The sequence below is a fragment of the Arsenicicoccus cauae genome (assembly GCF_009707125.1).
Classification (GTDB): Bacteria; Actinomycetota; Actinomycetes; order Actinomycetales; family Dermatophilaceae; genus Arsenicicoccus; species Arsenicicoccus cauae.
This window is the reverse complement of sequence record NZ_WLVL01000023.1, coordinates 43,135-60,295: the sequence shown is the minus strand read 5'-3', so window position 1 is coordinate 60,295 and position 17,161 is coordinate 43,135. Positions and strand designations below refer to the sequence as shown.

Annotated in this window: 16 protein-coding genes; 8 read left to right on the top strand and 8 right to left on the bottom strand. The window is 73.1% G+C overall.

What is annotated here, in order from left to right; all coding sequences use genetic code 11:
* The first annotated feature begins 29 nt into the window (after positions 1 to 29).
* The 3 genes from GGG17_RS06660 to GGG17_RS06650 all read left to right on the top strand — a co-directional run bounded on the left by GGG17_RS06660 (position 30) and on the right by GGG17_RS06650 (position 2,325).
* Positions 30 to 671 (top strand): DUF6318 family protein, encoded by a 642-nt coding sequence (locus tag GGG17_RS06660; protein WP_154592976.1) that lies wholly within the window; start codon positions 30 to 32, stop codon positions 669 to 671.
* A 320-nt stretch (positions 672 to 991) separates the two neighbouring features.
* Positions 992 to 1,555 carry a hypothetical protein gene (locus GGG17_RS06655; RefSeq protein ID WP_154592975.1) on the top strand — a complete coding sequence of 188 codons (564 nt, stop codon included), beginning with the start codon at positions 992 to 994 and terminating at the stop codon, positions 1,553 to 1,555.
* 98 nt (positions 1,556 to 1,653) lie between these two features.
* On the top strand, positions 1,654 to 2,325 hold the full coding sequence (locus GGG17_RS06650) for a TetR/AcrR family transcriptional regulator (protein WP_154592974.1): 672 nt from the start codon (positions 1,654 to 1,656) through the stop codon (positions 2,323 to 2,325).
* Between the two features lie 280 nt (positions 2,326 to 2,605).
* Here GGG17_RS06650 and GGG17_RS06645 read toward each other — a convergent pair whose 3' ends face one another.
* On the bottom strand, positions 2,606 to 3,001 hold the full coding sequence (locus tag GGG17_RS06645) for a LysM peptidoglycan-binding domain-containing protein (RefSeq protein ID WP_195849144.1): 396 nt from the start codon (positions 2,999 to 3,001) through the stop codon (positions 2,606 to 2,608).
* Positions 3,002 to 3,256: 255 nt separating this feature from the next.
* Here GGG17_RS06645 and lexA point away from each other — a divergent pair, with 255 nt between their 5' ends.
* Complete coding sequence (gene lexA, locus GGG17_RS06640) at positions 3,257 to 3,955, top strand: transcriptional repressor LexA (RefSeq protein ID WP_154593076.1); 699 nt, start codon at positions 3,257 to 3,259, stop codon at positions 3,953 to 3,955.
* Here lexA and GGG17_RS06635 read toward each other — a convergent pair.
* Both GGG17_RS06635 and GGG17_RS06630 read right to left on the bottom strand, forming a co-directional pair.
* Entirely contained in the window at positions 3,930 to 4,172 is a 243-nt protein-coding gene (locus tag GGG17_RS06635) for a hypothetical protein (protein WP_154592972.1), read from the bottom strand. The two genes, lexA and GGG17_RS06635, sit on opposite strands and share 26 nt — an antisense overlap.
* Before the next feature lie 576 nt (positions 4,173 to 4,748).
* The gene (locus GGG17_RS06630; protein WP_311966482.1) at positions 4,749 to 5,159 is read right to left on the bottom strand and encodes a MarR family winged helix-turn-helix transcriptional regulator; all 411 of its coding nucleotides are present in this window, start codon (positions 5,157 to 5,159) and stop codon (positions 4,749 to 4,751) included.
* Between the two features lie 160 nt (positions 5,160 to 5,319).
* On the opposite strand from GGG17_RS06630, the gene GGG17_RS06625 reads away from it, so the two are divergent.
* From GGG17_RS06625 to GGG17_RS06615, 3 genes are read left to right on the top strand one after another with little or no spacing between them, the layout of a single operon-like run.
* On the top strand, positions 5,320 to 6,300 hold the full coding sequence (locus tag GGG17_RS06625) for a crotonase/enoyl-CoA hydratase family protein (protein WP_154592970.1): 981 nt from the start codon (positions 5,320 to 5,322) through the stop codon (positions 6,298 to 6,300).
* Between the two features lie 34 nt (positions 6,301 to 6,334).
* Positions 6,335 to 7,525 carry a 4-hydroxybenzoate 3-monooxygenase gene (locus tag GGG17_RS06620; RefSeq protein WP_154592969.1) on the top strand — a complete coding sequence of 397 codons (1,191 nt, stop codon included), beginning with the start codon at positions 6,335 to 6,337 and terminating at the stop codon, positions 7,523 to 7,525.
* Positions 7,526 to 7,533: 8 nt separating this feature from the next.
* Positions 7,534 to 8,991 (top strand): aldehyde dehydrogenase family protein, encoded by a 1,458-nt coding sequence (locus tag GGG17_RS06615; RefSeq protein WP_154592968.1) that lies wholly within the window; start codon positions 7,534 to 7,536, stop codon positions 8,989 to 8,991.
* A 97-nt stretch (positions 8,992 to 9,088) separates the two neighbouring features.
* Here GGG17_RS06615 and GGG17_RS06610 read toward each other — a convergent pair whose 3' ends face one another.
* Complete coding sequence (locus GGG17_RS06610; protein ID WP_154592967.1) at positions 9,089 to 10,417, bottom strand: patatin-like phospholipase family protein; 1,329 nt, start codon at positions 10,415 to 10,417, stop codon at positions 9,089 to 9,091.
* Between the two features lie 76 nt (positions 10,418 to 10,493).
* Positions 10,494 to 11,375 carry an NAD-dependent protein deacetylase gene (locus tag GGG17_RS06605; RefSeq protein ID WP_154593075.1) on the bottom strand — a complete coding sequence of 294 codons (882 nt, stop codon included), beginning with the start codon at positions 11,373 to 11,375 and terminating at the stop codon, positions 10,494 to 10,496.
* A 101-nt stretch (positions 11,376 to 11,476) separates the two neighbouring features.
* Here GGG17_RS06605 and GGG17_RS06600 point away from each other — a divergent pair, with 101 nt between their 5' ends.
* Positions 11,477 to 12,394 carry a LysR family transcriptional regulator gene (locus tag GGG17_RS06600; protein WP_154592966.1) on the top strand — a complete coding sequence of 306 codons (918 nt, stop codon included), beginning with the start codon at positions 11,477 to 11,479 and terminating at the stop codon, positions 12,392 to 12,394.
* Positions 12,395 to 12,426: 32 nt separating this feature from the next.
* Here the strand turns inward: GGG17_RS06600 and GGG17_RS06595 are convergent, their stop codons facing one another.
* From GGG17_RS06595 to GGG17_RS06585, 3 genes are all read right to left on the bottom strand, one after another.
* Positions 12,427 to 14,592, bottom strand: coding sequence for a ComEC/Rec2 family competence protein (locus tag GGG17_RS06595; protein ID WP_311966481.1), 2,166 nt, complete (start codon positions 14,590 to 14,592; stop codon positions 12,427 to 12,429).
* A 497-nt stretch (positions 14,593 to 15,089) separates the two neighbouring features.
* Positions 15,090 to 16,097 carry a ComEA family DNA-binding protein gene (locus GGG17_RS06590; RefSeq protein WP_230082765.1) on the bottom strand — a complete coding sequence of 336 codons (1,008 nt, stop codon included), beginning with the start codon at positions 16,095 to 16,097 and terminating at the stop codon, positions 15,090 to 15,092.
* 198 nt (positions 16,098 to 16,295) lie between these two features.
* Positions 16,296 to 17,159, bottom strand: coding sequence for a DegV family protein (locus GGG17_RS06585; protein ID WP_154592965.1), 864 nt, complete (start codon positions 17,157 to 17,159; stop codon positions 16,296 to 16,298).
* Positions 17,160 to 17,161: the final 2 nt, after the last annotated feature.

Sequence of the window (17,161 nt, the reverse complement as noted above, 5' to 3'; positions counted from 1 at the left end):
GACCTCGCCGCACGTCTAGGCTCGACGCCATGCGTGGACACGGACGTCTCCTGACCGCCGCCGCTCTGACCGCCGCGGGGCTGCTGACCGGCTGCTCGGGCGCCACCACGAGCGCCAGGACCACCGCCACCCACGAGCTGCCGCCGACGGCGTCGGGCACGACCGCGGGGTCGGCGACGACGCCCCCGACGTCGGCGACACCGACCACGGCGCCAGCGGCGCCGTCCTCCCCGGCGACGACCACCGCCGCGACCCCCGCCATCCCCGCTGCGGCACGCGCCCACACCCCCGAGGGCGCCGAAGCCTTCACCCGCTACTTCATCGACCAGGTCAACGTGGCGTGGACGACACCGAAGACCGGCCTGATCTCCGCCCTTAGCCTCCCCACCTGCAAGTCCTGCGCCAAACTCGAAAAGGACGCCCAACGGTTGGCAGACGCCGATGCACGAGTGGCGTCCCCAATGCTTGAAGTCACGGAAACAGTGCCGGCCGAGGATAAGCAGACTGGCGCAACGGTGGTCGTCGCTACAGTGCAAGAAACCCCCACCCCAACAGTTCAGGATGGGGCAACAACGCAGTCCACACGCAAGACGACAGTCACAAGGCGGGCGTTTGAGCTAAGCGCGCAGGCCAATGGATGGCGAGTGTCGGAAATCAAGGACTATCAGTGAAGTTCTTGGCCCTAGCGACGGTCACTGCGCTGACGGCAACCGGTCAGCCCCCGCCTAGCCCGGATTGGGGAGGCGATACGACCGGTTCGGGCATTCGCATTTCCGGCACGATCACGATAACCCGCGGGAATAACCCCCATCGCGGTCGCCCTTCCCCCAAACGAGTTGTCGCGCCCCCCACAATAGGGGTTTCTGAGCGTAACGGCCTGCAGGCGAAGACGACTAGCGCCCGGCGGCCTGGAGTTGAACCTCCGTCGTTCTCTTACGTGCCGCAGCGGCCGTTGCTGTCTCGGGACGGGCCGGGCGTATGGGAGACGGCGGTGCCGGGGTTCATCCCGGACCCGGCCGCTCCCGTGGGCCCCGTGCAGGCCGCGCCGGCGGCGCCGGGAGCGCCCGCCCAAGCGGCCCCGCCGCAGCCGGTGCTGACCGAGGCGATGATCGTGCAGGCCTTTCACACCACGCCGTTCGCCAAGCCCGTGGCCGAGGTACAACCGGTGGGTGGGCGCACCCTGGTGACCCTGCCCACCTACGTCCAGATCGCCTGGGACCCGGCAGGGTTCGAGCCTGGCGAGATCAGCACCGTGGGCCTGCTCGGGCACGCGGTGCGCATCCGCCCGGTGGGGCGTAGCTACGTCTACGACTTCGGGGACGGGGGCGCGGTGGGGCCGACGTCGAGCATGGGTGGCCCCTACCCCACCGGCGACGTCACCTACCCTTACCCCAAACCAGGTCGCTTCGCGATCAACGTGACGGCGACGTACTCCGGGGAGTACAGCGTCGACGGCGGGCCGTGGACCGCCATCGCCGACACCGTGCAGATCCCCGGGCCCGACCAGCCCATCGACGTCCGCACCAGCCGCAACGAGCTGATCGACCAGGGCTGACGCTCACCGTGCGGCGGCGTCGGTGCCGCTCACCGCACGGACGCGACCGGACATCGCAGAGCCTTCGGCCATGTCCGGCCAGCGAGTAGGGTCGGCCCATGAGCACGGACGCGACGCGGGTCCGTCGTGGCCCCGGACGCCCCCGCGGCAGTGACGGCGCCGCCACACGCGCCCGCATCGTCGCGGCGAGCCTCGAGCTGTTTGCGAGGCAGGGCTTCCGCGCCACCGCGCTCGCTCAGATCGCCAAGGGGGCGGACCTGTCCCCCACCGCTCTCACCCATCACTTCCCCCACAAGGAAGCCCTGCTGACCGAGGTCCTCGCTCTGCGCGACCAGCGCGACCGTGACGACCTGATCGCTCTCGAGCCCTGTGCGCCGGAGGGGTGGCGGGCCCTCGAACGGCTAGGTCGCCTCGTCCTGCTCAACAGCACACGGCCGCAGCTCGTGCGCCTCTACGTGACGGTCTCCAGCGAGGCGCTTGACGCAGACCACCCGGCTCACGACTGGGCCCAGCGCCACTACGCAGAGGCGCGCCAGGCCATCGTCGACGACCTCGCCTTCGGGGTGCGCGCGGGCACGGTAGCGCCGGAGACGCCGACCGAGCAGGTCGCCAGCTCCTCCCTCGCCATGATGGACGGGCTACAGACGCAGTGGTTGCTCTCGGGCGGGACGCTCGACATGGCAAGCGCCTTCGCGACCTACGTGCAGACACTGCGCCAGGCCTACGGTCGTCCGCCGGACAGCTCGCCGGACGCCACAGGCTCCTCCTGACGGGCCGCCCACCGGGGCACGATCGGCCTGACTGGACAGAGTTGCGCCGTGGCGTCACCACCCCCTGATGGTGAGCGCCACGACGCAGGTCGTGGGCCCCGCTCGCCTGCTGCGACAGGCGACCGTGTCCGCTCGACGGCGAGATGCGCCGAGGGTCTTGCAGCGGGCACGTGCAACGTGCCCGGATGCCCAGTGGCGCGACATCGGTCGGGGCCGTTCGTGAGGATCAACGCTCGAGCGGACGGAAAGGATCCCGCGGAACGATGCGAGGTCGGCCGGATCAGCGAGCCGGGACGACCAGCGTCTGGCCGGTCATGATCTGGTCGTTCTGCAGGTGATTGGCTGCCACGAGACGCAGGACGGCGTCGTCGGTGCGGACGCCCGGCATCTCGCGAGCAGCGATCTCGGACAGGGTGTCGCCGCTCGCGACCGTCACGACGTGGGCGGGCACGCCAGTCGGGGCCGCCGAGGCCAGCGAGGACCAGGCGGAGAACGCCGCGACGGCGACGAGCACAGCCACGGTGATGGTCATCGCGAGCCGGCCGCGACGCGTGAAGCGGAGACGACGGGGCGCTCGGGCCGGGACGGCGTCACCGGTCGGCACCAGGTGCAGTCGGGGACGTCCGGGCACACGTGCCGGTGCGGTGGTGTCGCCCCACGCAACAGCTGCACTCATAGGGTCCTCCTTGTCGGCGAACCGAGGTGGCTCGCTCATCCGTTCGATAGAACGCTTGTACGAAAGTACAGCATCCCTGGGGTCGATGTGAAGACTCGCGTCGAACGAGTGTTTGAAACACGCCTTCGACCCCGGTAGCCTGGGTGGCCACGGGAGACACTCAACCAGCGACCACTGACATACCCCCGCCCCCGAGGGTCTCCGACCGACATCAGCGCAGGTCAGAGGCCTGCAGCCACCGAGGGAGCGAGCATGATGGCCAAGGTCACCTCCTTGCCCGAGCGCGACGGCGGGCAGCGGCTCACCGTCCGCCAGCGCAAGATCCTGGAGTTCATCCGCGACACGGTCGAGCGCCGCGGCTATCCCCCGAGCATCCGCGAGATCGGCGACGCCGTGGGTCTCGCCAGCGTGAGCAGCGTCTCGCACCAGCTGCAGACCCTCGAGCGCAAGGGCATGCTGCGACGCGACCCCAACCGCCCGCGCGCCATCGAGGTCGTCTCCCCCGACTGGGCGCCCGAGGCCTTCCACGCCGACGCCGACGACAGCACCGACGTAACGGGCGTGCGTGACCAGCGGCCCCAGGCGTCATACGTGCCGGTCCTCGGCCGCATCGCCGCCGGTGTCCCGATCACGGCCGAGGAGGTGGTGGAGGACGTATTCCCGCTCCCCCGCCAGGTCGTGGGCGAGGGCCAGCTGTTCCTGCTCAAGGTCGTCGGTGACTCCATGGTCGACGCGGCGATCTGCGACGGCGACTGGGTGGTCGTGCGCCAGCAGCCCGACGCCGACAGCGGCGACATCGTCGCGGCCATGATCGACGGCGAGGCGACGGTCAAGACCTTCAAGCGCAAGCTCGGGCACCCGTGGCTGCTCCCCCACAACCCCGCCTTCGAGCCCATCGACGGCAAGCAGGCGACGATCCTCGGCAAGGTCACGGCGGTGCTGCGCTCCGTCTGAGCGCCGCGCCGGCCGGACCTCGCCGAGGGCCAGGGCCGGGCGACCCAGGCCAGCGGCGCGGGCCGTAGGGGTCGCGGTCGGCCCGGTCGTTGACGAACGCGCCCGCCCGATAGCTCACGAACGCCGCGCCGCCGAGGTCGGCCGCGTCCGCGACCCGCTGCAGCGACTGCGGCTTCACGGCCCGGGCCCACCGTCCGGCGGCGAGTCGCTCCCGCATCGCCGGCACCGCGGCGACGTTCTCGGCAGGGGTGAACGTGCAGTGCCCCGTCCGCTGCCCGTAGGCCTGACCCAGCAGGGCGCCAGAGCCCGCCCGCTCGACCTTGACGGCGGCCGCAGGTGCTGATCGCCCCGTCGATGGCGGCGTCCCGGCGCTCCGCGAGCAGGCTGCTCACCAGTCCGCCCATCGACCGTCCCATGGCCAGGGTGCGCCGCGGCTCACCGACGCGGGCCCGGAACTCGGCGAGCACGCCGATCTGGTCGTGGACCGCGCTGCCGAGTGCCCACCCGGTCCGGGCGTATGACGACTGCGCCACGGCATACCCGCGTGCCTGCAGGGCGCAGCGGTGGGGGCGAGGCCCGCGTCCACGGTGGGGTTGGCGGGTCCGGTGCGGAAGCCGTGGCTGAACAGCACGATCTCGCCGTTCCACCCCGCGGGGACCGCGATGTCCCACGTGGAGCCGTCGGGCAACGTGCCCTGCTCGTGACGTGGCTCGGTGGTGCGGGGCGAGACGACCGGCGCCGCGGCGACGGCGGGAGCCGCCAGCGGCGGCGCCTCGGGCGCGGTGCCGCGGAATCAGTCGGCGTCGAGCGGCAGGTCACTCATGGCGCCGCGACACAGCTGCAGGGCCTCGGCAAAGCTCTCGCGCTGGTCCGGGTCGAGGTCCTTGAGCATGTGCGCCTCCAGCGCGGCGACCGGCTCCGCCTGCCGGCGCAGCAGGGCGCGCCCCTCGTCGGTGAGGCTGATCAGACGGCGACGGCGGTTGGCCGGGTCGGGGTCGCGCCGGATGAGGCCGCGCCGCTCCAGACCACCGACCAGGTCGGCCGCCGACTGGGCCCGCACGAAGGAGTGACGCGCCAGGTCGGCCGAGGTCATGCCCTCCCGGCGCTCCAGCACCGTCAGGGCGGTGTACTGCAAGGCCGTGACTCCCGACTCGCGGACGATCGCGTCAAGGTGGGCCCGCGTCACCAGCTCCAGCTGCTTCACGACGTAGAGCAATGACGGCGCCGGCGCACGATCACGGTGTGTCACTCGGCCATTCAACCTCATCGCGCAGCGCGAAATTCGCCGCCGCACCCTTGCGCACCCGGGCGCCACGGTGTCAGTATCAGGAACCCTGCCATTCGCCGAAGAACGGGGAGAGACCATGAGTTCCGGTGTCGTGCACGATGGTTGCGAGGTCCCCGAGACCCTGTCGCTGCATCGCGAGGGTGCCGTCGGCATCATCACGCTGAGCAGCCCCGCCAAGCGAAATGCATTGTCCGACATCACCATCCTTGGCCTGGAGCGCATCTTCACCGATCTGCTCCCCGAGGTCCGTGCGATCGTGCTGGACGCCGCGGGCGACCACTTCTGCGCCGGGCTGGACCTCGCCGAGATGGCGGAGCGGGACACCTTGGCGGGCGTCGCCCACTCACGCCTGTGGCACCGCGCGTTCGAGACCATCGAGGGCTCGGTCGTCCCGGTCGTGTCGGTGCTCAAGGGCGCGGTCGTCGGCGGCGGGCTCGAGCTGGCCTCGGCCACCCACGTGCGCGTCGTGGAGCGCTCCACCTTCTACGCCCTCCCCGAGGGGCAGCGCGGCCTGTTCGTGGGCGGCGGCGGCTCCGCCCGGGTCCCTCGCCTCGTCGGCGCACACCGCATGGTCGACATGATGCTGACGGGGCGCCGCTACGACGCCGTCGAGGGCCACGCGGTGGGCTTCGCGCACTACCTCGTCGACGACGGCGCCGGCCTGGACCACGCGCTGGGGCTCGCCGCACGCATCGCGGACAACGCGCCGCAGACGAACTTCGGTCCACCGATCGGCGAGTTCCAGGGCGTGGCCTTCATGCTCGCCGACATGGAGATGCGGCGGCACGCCGCGCGCCTGCTGACCTACGCCGCCGCGGAGGAGGCCGAGGCCGCCGGCCCCGACATGAGCGTCGCGGGCGCCACCGCCAAGCGCTTCGCCCCGGACGCGGCCATGTCCATCACCGTGGACGCGGTCCAGGTGCTGGGTGGAGCGGGCTACACCGCGGACTTCCCCGTCGAGCGGATGATGCGCGACGCCAAGATCACCCAGATCTACGAGGGGACCAACCAGATCCGGCGGATCGTCGTCTCGCGAGCGCTGCTCGGCGCCCGGTGACAGACTGCTCCCACGACCAGCCAGGAGGCTAGGCATGACCGTCAGCACCACGCCCGTCGCGATCGTCGGGGCCGGGCCTGCCGGGCTCATGCTCTCCCACCTGCTCGCCCGGCGAGGTGTCGAGTCGGTGGCGATCGACACCCGCACCCGCCAGGAGATCGAGACCACCCACCGCGCGGGCATCCTCGAGGCCGACAGCGCCCGGATGCTCCTCGACGGGGTCAGCGACCGGATCCTGCGCGACGGCTACGAGCACGAGGGGGTCGAGCTGCGGCTGCACGGACAGGGGCACCGGATCGACTTCCAGGAGCTGGTGGGCGCCTCGGTCTGGCTCTATCCGCAGACGGACGTCTTCATCGACCTCGCGGACGCTCGGGAGCGCGACGGCGGGGACGTGCGCTTCGGGGTCACCGAGGTGGAGGTCGACGGCGTCGAGACGGACTCTCCCACGGTGCGCTTCACGGACGCAGGCGGTGAGCGTCACGAGCTGCGGGCGACCTATGTCGTCGGGGCAGACGGGTCGCGCAGCCAGTGCCGACGGCTGGTGCCCGAGGCCCGCCGACGCATCTACGGCAAGGAGTACCCCTTCGCGTGGTTCGGGATCCTGTGCGAGGCGCCGATGAGCGCCCCCGAGCTCATCTATGCCCAGTCCGGCCGCGGCTTCGCCCTGATCAGCCAGCGCACCGACAGCGTCCAGCGCATGTACCTCCAGTGCGAGCCTGACGAGGACGTGCACGCCTGGAGCGAGGACCAGATCTGGTCGGAGCTGCAGGCGCGCGTCGCCGGGGACGGCTTCGAGCTCGAGACCGGCCCGATCTTCGAGCGGGCCCGGCTCAACTTCCGTTCCTTCGTGCAGGAGCCCATGAGTCACGGCCGGCTCGTGCTGGCCGGCGACGCCGCCCACACGGTGCCGCCCACCGGCGCCAAGGGCCTCAACCTGGCGCTCGCCGACGTCAAGGTGCTGGCGGACGTGCTCGAGCAGGCGCTCGACACCCAGGACGTCGAGGTGCTCGAGACCTACGGCCCGCGGGCCCTGGCTCGGGTGTGGCGCTCGCAGAACTTCTCCTACTGGATGACCCAGATGCTGCACACCCCGCCCGGCGCCGACGCCTTCGACGTGCGTCGGCAGATGGGCGAGCTCGAGACGGTGACGTCGACCCAGCAGGGCCGCGCCTACGTCGCCGAGTGCTACACCGGCTGGCCCAACCACCCCATCGGAGGATGACCGCAACCATGACGAGCGCGACGACGCCCTGGGAGGGCAAGGTCTGGTCCGGCGACTGGATCGACGGCTCCGGAGGTCCGGCAGACGTGACCGACAAGGCGACCGGCGAGACCCTCGGGCAGGTCGGCACTGCCACCACCGAGGACCTCGACCGCGCCGTGGAGCAGGCCCGCGACGCCCAGCGCGAGTGGGCGGCGCAGCCCTACCCCGCGCGAGCCGCCGTGATGCACAAGGCCGCTCAGCTGCTCGAAGCCGCCCCGGACCGGCTGGCGCCGTGGCTGGTCCGCGAGGCGGGGTCCGGTCAGGGCAAGGCCGCCTTCGAGGTCGGGCTGGTCGTCGCCGAGCTCCAGGAGGCCGCCGCGACCGCTGCCGCGCCCTACGGAGAGGTGCTGCGCTCGGCCAAGCCCCGCCTGTCGGTCGCGCGCTACGTCCCCTACGGCGTCGTCGGGGTCGTGTCGCCGTTCAACTTCCCGGCGATCCTGTCGATGCGCTCGGTCGCGCCGGCCCTCGCCCTCGGCAACGCCGTGGTCCTCAAGCCCGACCCGCGCACCACGGTCGCCGGCGGTATGGCGCTCGCCCAGCTCTTCGCCGACGCCGGGCTCCCGGCGGGGCTCCTGCACGTCCTGCCGGGCGGTGGCGAGCTGGGCGAGGCGATCGTGGCCCACCCGCACGTGCCGTGCCTGTCGTTCACCGGCTCCACGGCGGTCGGACGCCGCATCGGCGCGACCGCCGGCGGCCTGCTCAAGCAGGTGCACCTCGAGCTGGGCGGCAACAACGCCCTGCTGGTGCTGCCCGACGCCGACGTCGAGGCCGCTGCCTCGGCCGGGGCGTGGGGGTCCTTCCTGCACCAGGGCCAGATCTGCATGACGACCGGGCGGCACCTCGTGCCCGCCTCCCTGGCCGAGGACTATGCCCGCGCGCTCGCGACACGTGCCGAACGGCTCACCGTCGGCGACCCGACCGACCCGTCCAACGCGCTCGGCCCGATCATCGACGAGCGCCAGCGCGACCGCGTCCACGACGTGGTGACGCGCGCGGTCGACGGTGGCGCACGGCTGGACGCCGGCGGCACCTACGACGGTCTCTTCTACCGCCCCACCGTCCTGTCCGGGGTGGCGGCGCAGAGCCCGGCGTTCACCGACGAGATCTTCGGCCCGGTCGCCCCCATCACGACCTACGAGTCCGTGCACGAGGCGATCGACCTGATCAATGCCAGCGAGTACGGCCTGTCGGTGGGCGTCCTCACGGGTGACGCGCTCGCGGCATACGAGCTCTCCGACCGCATCGAGACCGGGATGCTGCACATCAACGACCAGACGGTGGACGACGAGGCGGTCATCCCCTTCGGCGGGGTCAAGGCCTCCGGCAGCGGCGGCCGCTTCGGCGGCGCCCGGGCCAACCTCGAGACCTTCTGCCACCTGCAGTGGGTGACGATGCAGAGCCGGATCGCGACCTACCCCTTCTAGACGTCCCGGGCGAGCAACGCCGAAGGGTCACGAATGCCCCGTCACGCGGCGTGTCGCGCACATTTGTGACCCCTCACAGACCCGACCCAGGCGGGGCTCAGGCCGTGCTGCGCGGGCGGCCGAGCAGCGTGCGCCGGTCGGAGCCGCGCAAGATCCGGCGCGCCACCTCGGGGTCGGCCACCTCGGGGTGGGGCGGGTCCAGTGCCGCCTCCACGGCGACCAGCTCGGGCGCGTGCTCCCGGAGCAACGCGTCGGTCACGAGGTAGCCGTGCCGCTCGAGCACCATCTGCTCCCCCTGCGAGAAGGCGTCGAGGTCGGTGCGGATGGCATTGACGAGCTCGACGACGTCGGGTGGATAGCCGACGACCTCGTCCAGCGCCCAGGTCGCGCCCGCCAGCTCGCCCGCACTCATCGAGGAGTGCAGCCAGCGCAGCCGCACCGACGTGCCGCCGTCCGAGGCGATGGACATCGTGCGCAGCATCTGGCCCAGCGGCGTGCGGGTGGTGCGGGCGCGAAAGACGTTGCCGCCGTCCGAGACCAGGACGGCGGCGTGGTCCTTCCACACGGGCTCGAGCCCGAGGTTGTCGTAGACGCCGCCGTCGGACAGCGGGATGCTGCGGCGGATGGCCTCGCGGGTCGAGGACGGCTCGCGTCCCGCGACCCCGCCGCGCAGGTCGAGCCCGCGCCCGTCGAGGCGCCACGGGCCGAAGACGGGCGGGAACGCGCAGGACGTCGCCACCACGTCGGCCACCCGCAGCCACGCCGGAGGTGGGCCGAAGCCGAGCCGGTAGTCCCCGATCCACCCGCCCGGGCGCACCGCGGTGGGGTCGTAGAACCGCCAGTCCACCCCGTAGGCCACGTCGGTGGCCCCGGTCACGGTGGCGGCTCCCACGACCCCGAGGTCGCGCAACGGCGTGGCCCACCAGCCGATCTCGCGGGCGAACCCGTCGGCCATGGCGCGCACCGCCCCGTCCTGGACCAGCCACCGGTCGGGCCGCAGGCGGCTCAGAAGCGCCGGCGTGCGGACGTTGGTCGAGGCCAGCCGCCGCGCCGGTCCGGCGACCAGCTCCTCGAAGCCCTCCAGGCGCTCACCGCCCGCGCCGTCGCGCGGCCACCCGAGCCGCGGGTCGCCGAGCAGGTTGGCGATGATCGAGCCGCCCGACACGCCCGACACGGTGCGCAGGCGCCCGAGGACCCCCAGCTCGTCCAGCCGTCGCGTGGACCCGAGGTGGAACATCGCGGCCCGGTAACCGCCGCCGGACAGGCACAGCCCCGTCCCGTGCCGCTCGACCCAGGGCACCTCGACGGGCCTGCCGAGGTCGCTGCCCGGTCGCTGGTGCTTGCCCGCGTCGAGCTGGTCCGAGGCGGCGCGGCCGGCCTGCGGTGATGGGTCGAGAGGCGTGCGCCAGGATGAGGATTCGCTCACGGGCCCACCCCATCACAGACCACCGACACAGGGTCGTCACCGGCGGTCCGGTATGCCGACCTGCGCCTGCCGGCCGTCATACCAGGCCGAGCGGCAGCCCCGTCGCGTACTCCCCGTCGACCACCGGACCCAGGTCGTCGTCGATCCCCAGGCGTCGCGCGAGCCCGGTGAGGGAGGGCCCGAGCGGCGCGTCCAGCTGCCAGGTCGCCTGGTCGTCGCCCCGGGTGCGCCCCCGGGTGATGATGCCGACCGGCAGGCCCAGCGCATCCGCCCGGCGCACGAACCGGTAGCCGCTCATCACCTGCAGGCTGGACCCCAGCACGAGCAGCGCCGAGGCGGTCTCGACCCGGCGATAGGCCTCGTCGACCCGCTCCCGCGGCACGGACTCGCCGAAGAACACGACGTCGGGCTTGAGGGCGTCCGACCCGCAGACGACGCAGTGGGCCAGGTGGAACCGCTGGACGACCCCGTCGGGCAGGGCGATGTCACCGTCCGGACGCACCTCGTCGCTGTGGACCTGGAAGTCGGGGTTGGCCTCGGCGAGACGGCGCTGCACCTCCTCGCGGGAGGTGCGGTCCTCGCACGTCAGGCAGCGCACGACCGAGAGGGTGCCGTGCAGCTCGAGCACGTCCTGGGTGCCGGCCTGCTGGTGCAGCCCGTCGACGTTCTGGGTGATCACGCCGTCCACCAGGCCGGCCCGCTGGATCGCCGCGAGGGCCCGGTGGCCGGCGTTGGGGCGGGCGCCGGTGAACCGCTCCCAGCCGACGTACGCCCGCGCCCAGTAGCGGCGCCTGGCCTCGGGGCCGCTCAGCAGCTCGGAGTACTGCATCGGCTGGACCCGCCGGCGTCCGTCCGGCCCGCGGTAGTCCGGGATCCCCGACTCGGTGCTCATGCCCGCTCCAGTGAGCGCCACGACCCCGCCGTCGTGGACGAGCCGGGCGAGCTGGTCGAGGATCATGGGCTGCACCCGTCAAGTATGCCGGGCGACGCGCGACTCGAACCATAGGCGCACGTGTCGCAATCTCGACATTCGATAACACCTTGTTATATAATCGCTGCATGATCGACGCCGCCGGACTTCGTGTCATGAAGGCCATCGCCGACGAGGGCAGCTTCACCGGGGCCGCCGCCGCTCTCGGCTACACCCAGCCCGCCATCTCGCAGATGGTGCGGCGCCTCGAGCAGCGCACCGGCACCGTCCTCATCGACCGGGTGGGCCGTCAGGTGCGCCTGACCCAGGCCGGGCAGGTGCTCGCCCGGCACGCCGGTGGCGTCCTGGCCGCGCTCGACGCCGCCGAGGAGGAGGTCGCGGCCATCGCGGGGCTGCGCGCCGGACGGGTGCGGATCATGTCCTTCCCGTCCGCGACGGCCACCATCGTGCCGCCGGCGCTCGCGGCCCTGCACCGCCAGCACCCCGACCTGACGGTGACCTTCAGCGAGAACGAGCCCCCCGAGGCCATCGCGGCGCTGCGCGAGGGCGACTGCGACCTCGTCGTCGGCTTCTCCTACGAGAACGGCTCCACGCCCGCCGACGACACCGACCTCGACCTGCTCGTGACCACGCCCCTGCTCGTCGACGAGGTGCGCCTGGCGCTGCCGTTGGACCACCCCCTCGCCGCGCAGGAGACGGTCGACATGGCCGACCTCTCCTCCGAGGCCTGGGTGGCCGGCTGCCCACGCTGCCGCGTCCACATGGTCGGGCTCGCGTCGGAGTCCGGCTTCGCACCCAACCTGGCCTTCGAGACCGAGGACTACGTCGCTCAGCTCGGCCTGGTCGGCGCCGGTCTCGGCGTGGCCCTCATCCCCGACCTCATGCTGCGCCGAGCCGTCAACCCGCACACCGCGATCCGCGACATCACGCCCTCCTCGCGCCGCCACATCATGGCGATCACCACCCCCGACCTGCAGAAGGTCCCCGCCGTCCAGGCCACCATCGACGCCCTGCAGACCAGCGCCCGCGAGTTCCAGGAGTCCTGACCCCAAGTCCTGACCCCGGGTCCTGACCCCGGTCAGCGCCCACGCCGGGCGACGCGCAGCTCAGCGCCGTGCCCGAGCACGGCGAGGTCGCCGGACCGGTCCGTCCGCTCGATGTGGAAGCCGTTGCGCTGCAACGTGGTCAGTGCCGCGGCTGCCGGCTGGCCGTAGTCATTGCCCTCCCCCACGCTGATCAGGGCCAGCGGCGCATCGAGGTCGGCGAGCAGTCGGGGGTCCTGCTTGGCCGAGCCGTGGTGCGCGACCTTGAGCACATCGAGCTGCGGGTGGATCGCCCTGCGCGCCAGTGTCGTCCGCACGTCCGCCGCGAGCTCGGGCTCCGCGTCCCCGGTGAGCAGCGCGGTCGTGCCGCCGATGTCGGCGAGCAGCACCAGGCTGGCGTTGTTGGGCACGGACCCCTCTCGGATCTCACGGGTCGGCGCGACCACCTCGGCGTGCACCTGGCCATAGGTCAGCCGGTCCCCTGCCGCCAGCACCTGCGGCCGCAGCCGATGGTCCGCCGCGAGACGCTCCACCCGGCTCGCCTGGTCGGGAGGGTCTCGGGTCGCGGTCACGAGGACGGCGCCGACGGGCCAACCGTCCAGCACCTCCTCCAGCCCGCCCACGTGGTCGTCGTGGAAGTGGGACAGGACGACGGCGTCGATGCGCTCGATCCCCAGGCGGGACAGGCACGGTCGTATGCCGGGGTCGGCCGGCCCGACGTCGACGACGACGGCTCGTCCGGGCCCGGATGCGAGCGCGATCCCGTCGCCCTGACCCACGTCGCAGACGATCATCCGCCAGTCGGCCACCGGCCATGCGGTCGACCCGACGGGCGCGACGAGCGAGAGGGCGAGGAGCACGACGGCGATCGCCGCGAGCGGGCGGGCGCGGGTCCACCACGCCAGTCGGGGACCGCTCACCATCAGGATCACGGTGACGAGGGCGAGCAGCAGGGCTCCGCGCCCGCCATCGGGCCACGGCACCGCGCCGTACGGCACGTCCGCCGCCACGCGCGCCACCCGGGCGATGAGCCAGGCCGGCAGGGCCGCCGCCCACGCCACGACGTGCGCCGCGGGGACGCTCACGACGGCGACCACCGCCGTGACGATCCCGAGGACGGTCGTCGGTCCCACGAAGGGCGCGGCCGCGAGGTTGGCGGGGACGCCGACCAGGCTGACCGACGGCTGCAGCATGATGGTCACGGGTCCGCAGGCGACCTGCGCGGCGACCGGGATCGCGAGCGCCGGCCCCCACGAACGGATCTGGCGCGGGAGCACCCTGCCGATGCGCTCGCCCCACGGTGTCGCGAACAGCAGCAGCCCGAGCGTGGCCAGCGAGGACAGCGCGAAGCCGTAGGACCGGGCGAGCCAGGGGTCGTAGCAGAGGAGGACGACGATCGCGGCGCCGAGTGCGGGCAGGGCGGCACGACGACGTGAGGTGGAGACGCCGAGCAGGCCGACAGCCCCCATGACGGCCGCCCGCACGACGCTGGGCTCGGGCCGCGCCAGCACCACGAAACCGGCCAGGCCGACCAGCGCCACGACCGGCCGCAGGCGGCGCGGCAGACCGATCAACGAGCACAGACCGAGCAGGGCGGCCAGGACGATGCTGACGTTGGACCCGGAGACGGCGCTGAGGTGGCTCATCTGCACCTCGGTCATGTCCGCCGTGAGGTCGGGCGGCGTCAGGCTCGTGTCCCCGATGACGAGCCCCGGCACGAGCCCGGCGGCGTCCTCGGGCACCCCGGTGACCGCGGCGCGCAGGGCGGCCCGCACGTGCTCGGCTCCGGTGAGCACCGCACCGGGCTGCCCCACGACACGGGGTGGCCCGCGGACGGCGACCGTGGCCAGGACGTCGTCGTCCGGCTCCGCGGGCTTGAGCCTGCCGGCCAGCTCCAGGCGCTGTCCCCAGCGCACCTGGGCCCAGCGTTCGTCACCGAAGACCAGCAGGGGTGCCGAGACCTGGCTGACGGCGCCGCGACCCTGCACGGTGAGCACGCGCAGCCGCACCATCGTCGCGGGAGCGCGTTCGGCACCACCGCCCACGACCCGCGGGTCCGACACGACCTCCGCCGTCAGGCGCACGCTGGCGCGCTGCGCCGCCAGCTCGTCGACCGTGCCCGCCCCCCGCAGCTCGCGATGCCCCACGAGTGCCGTCAGCGTCAGGGCGACCACCACGCCGGTGATCCCGACGACCGGCACCCATGACCGACGGCCGCCAAGCCCAGGACGCCCCAGCGGCACAGGGCGGCCAGGAGGCACCGGAGAGACTGGAGGCACCGGAGGGACAGGCGGCACCGGAGGGACAGGCGGCACATGACGCGCATGACGCACCGCCCACCGCGCCGACGTCACGGTGAGGACGACGCCCGCCGACGCCACCATCCCCAGCACCCAGGTTGGCCGGTCGAGCAGCGCCGCGGTCAGGGCCCACGCGACGCAGGCCGGCAGCAGCAGACGGACGTCCGAGGGCGTCTGCGGGCGGATGTCGTCGAGCCACCTCGACGGTCGCCGTCCCTGTCCCTGGGAGGGCCCGAGACCGAGGAGTCGTCGGGCCTGGTCCTGGCGCTCGTGGCGGCGGGCAGCCTGCACCTCCCGTGCACCGGCGGGCGCCGACGACTGCGGCAGCTCGCGGGCAGGGGGTGTCCCGGCCGCGCCGGCGCCGGTCGCGTGGCCCGGTTGGAGAGGGTGGGGGGTCGTCATACGCGCACCTGGGGTCGGAGCCGCTCGAGCAGCTTGGGTCCGATCCCCTGCACCTCGCCGAGCTCGTCGACGCTGCTGAACCGGCCGTGCTGGGTGCGCCACTCGATGATGCGGCCCGCGATGGCGGGACCGACCCCGGGCAGGGTGTCCAGCTGCTCGACGGTCGCCGCGTTCAGGTCGACCGGGGCACCCGGCGCCCCGCCACCCGCCACGCCGCCACCGCTGGGTGACGTGCCTCCCGCCGCCGGCACCCCGCCTGACGGTCCGGCCGGAGCCGGGACCCTCTCGCCGGGGCGCGGCACATAGACCTGCTCGCCGTCGACGAGGACCCGGGCCTGGTTGAGGCCCCCGAGATCGGCCCCCGGCAGCGCCCCACCGGCGGCCGCGAGCGCGTCCACCACGCGTGCCCCGGGAGCCAGGCGGACCACCCCGTGCCGCCGCACCTGGCCGCCGACGTCCACGATCACCCCGGTGGACGACGGGGACGGTGCGGCCGCGGGGCCGACCGCTGCGGGGGGTGCCGCGCCGCCTCGTCCGGACGACGTCGCCACTGCAGTCGCCCCGCCCCGCCTCACCCCGTCACCCGACTCGCGGTCCGCGCCCGCCGACGGGACCGGCTCGGGCTCCCCCTGGCTGCGGGCCATGGCCACGCGCACGCCGAAAGCGACGCCCGCGAGCACCAGCACCAGGAGCAGGGCGAGCACCGCCGTCCAGCGCGGCTGCCAGGTGGCGCCGACCAGCCGAGACGGCAGCGACACCACCGCTGGCGCCGGTGGACGATGCCGCCCGGAGCCCTCGGGCGGGGACGGCGACAGCCGCCCACGACGCTCCAGCGCGTCCGGGCCGTAGACGCGCTCCACGACGTTGTCGGGCAGGTGGTCCAGCGACTCGACCGCTGCCGGCCGGGGCAGCTCCATCCGCCACGCGGGGTCGCCCGCGCGCGCCTCGGTCGCGGTGATCCGCCCGAGCCGCTCCAGGTCCGGTGGTGGTGGTCGACGTGCCATGAGCGCGACGCTAGGTTCGCGCGCCCACGCCTGGGCGGGCACGCGCTTCGCCTGTGGACGGGCGTCCTCGCGTCGCGTCAGGGTGTGGACAAGTCGGCGGGCAGACGGGTTCCGCACTGAGGTGCATGGCTCGAGGTCGGACGAAGCCCCCCGGCCACCCCGACCAACCGGACCTGATCGGAGCGCCGTCCGAGTCAGTCAGGGGCGCGGCGAGACGACCACAGCCGTCGTGCCGGGCCCGACGTGGCAGGCCGCCACCGGTCCCAGGGGATAGACCTCGACGGGGGTGCCCGCGGGGCAGCGGACGCGCAGCGCCTCGACCACCTCGTCGGCGCGCAGCTCGGCGTCGAGCTGGTGGACCGCGATCTCGCAGCCACGCTCCCCGCACGCCTCGGCGGCCGCGACGGAGCGGTCGACCATCTCCTTGATCGCCCGCGTGGACGTGCGGACCTTGGCGACCGGCTCGATGTGGCCGTCGTCGATGCCGAGCAGCGGCTTGATCGACAGGGCGGTGCCGAAGAAGGCGGCGGCTCCCCCGATGCGGCCGCCCTTGCGCAGGTAGTCCAAGGACTCGACGCAGAAGGTCAAGGTGGCGTCCTCCGCCCGGCGCCGGGCCGCCACCCCCGCCTCGGCGGCGCCCGCCCCGTCCTCCACCATCTCGGCGGCGGTGAGCACGCCGAAGCCCATCGCCATACCGATGGAGCGGGAGTCCACCACCTCGACGGGGATCGGCGAGCGGGTCGCAGCGAGGACCGCGGCCTCGACCGTGCCCGACAGCTCCGAGGACAGGTGGATCGAGAGGATCTGCTCGCAGCCCCGCTCGGCAGCCCGGCGATAGGCCAGGAGGAATTCGGCGGGCGAGGGACGTGAGGTACCGAGCTTCTTGGCGCGGCGCAGGATGCCGGGCACCTGGTCCTGCGCGAGCTCACCCTCGATGTGCTGCTCCCCGTCGGCGACGAGCACGAGCGCCACGACGTCGATGCCGTGGCGGGCCACCGTCTCGGCGGGCAGGTAGCCCGTCGAGTCGGTGACCAGCCCGACGGAGGGGAACAGGGTGGTCATCG

Coding starts and splice junctions, on each gene's coding strand:
- GGG17_RS06660 (WP_154592976.1), top strand. CDS start 30: ATGCGTGGACACGGACGTCTCCTGACCGCCGCCGCTCTGACCGCCGCG.
- GGG17_RS06650 (WP_154592974.1), top strand. CDS start 1,654: ATGAGCACGGACGCGACGCGGGTCCGTCGTGGCCCCGGACGCCCCCGC.
- GGG17_RS06645 (WP_195849144.1), bottom strand. CDS start 3,001: ATGAGTGCAGCTGTTGCGTGGGGCGACACCACCGCACCGGCACGTGTG.
- lexA (WP_154593076.1), top strand. CDS start 3,257: ATGGCCAAGGTCACCTCCTTGCCCGAGCGCGACGGCGGGCAGCGGCTC.
- GGG17_RS06635 (WP_154592972.1), bottom strand. CDS start 4,172: ATGCGGGAGCGACTCGCCGCCGGACGGTGGGCCCGGGCCGTGAAGCCG.
- GGG17_RS06625 (WP_154592970.1), top strand. CDS start 5,320: ATGAGTTCCGGTGTCGTGCACGATGGTTGCGAGGTCCCCGAGACCCTG.
- GGG17_RS06620 (WP_154592969.1), top strand. CDS start 6,335: ATGACCGTCAGCACCACGCCCGTCGCGATCGTCGGGGCCGGGCCTGCC.
- GGG17_RS06615 (WP_154592968.1), top strand. CDS start 7,534: ATGACGAGCGCGACGACGCCCTGGGAGGGCAAGGTCTGGTCCGGCGAC.
- GGG17_RS06605 (WP_154593075.1), bottom strand. CDS start 11,375: ATGATCCTCGACCAGCTCGCCCGGCTCGTCCACGACGGCGGGGTCGTG.
- GGG17_RS06600 (WP_154592966.1), top strand. CDS start 11,477: ATGATCGACGCCGCCGGACTTCGTGTCATGAAGGCCATCGCCGACGAG.
- GGG17_RS06590 (WP_230082765.1), bottom strand. CDS start 16,097: ATGGCACGTCGACCACCACCACCGGACCTGGAGCGGCTCGGGCGGATC.
- GGG17_RS06585 (WP_154592965.1), bottom strand. CDS start 17,159: ATGACCACCCTGTTCCCCTCCGTCGGGCTGGTCACCGACTCGACGGGC.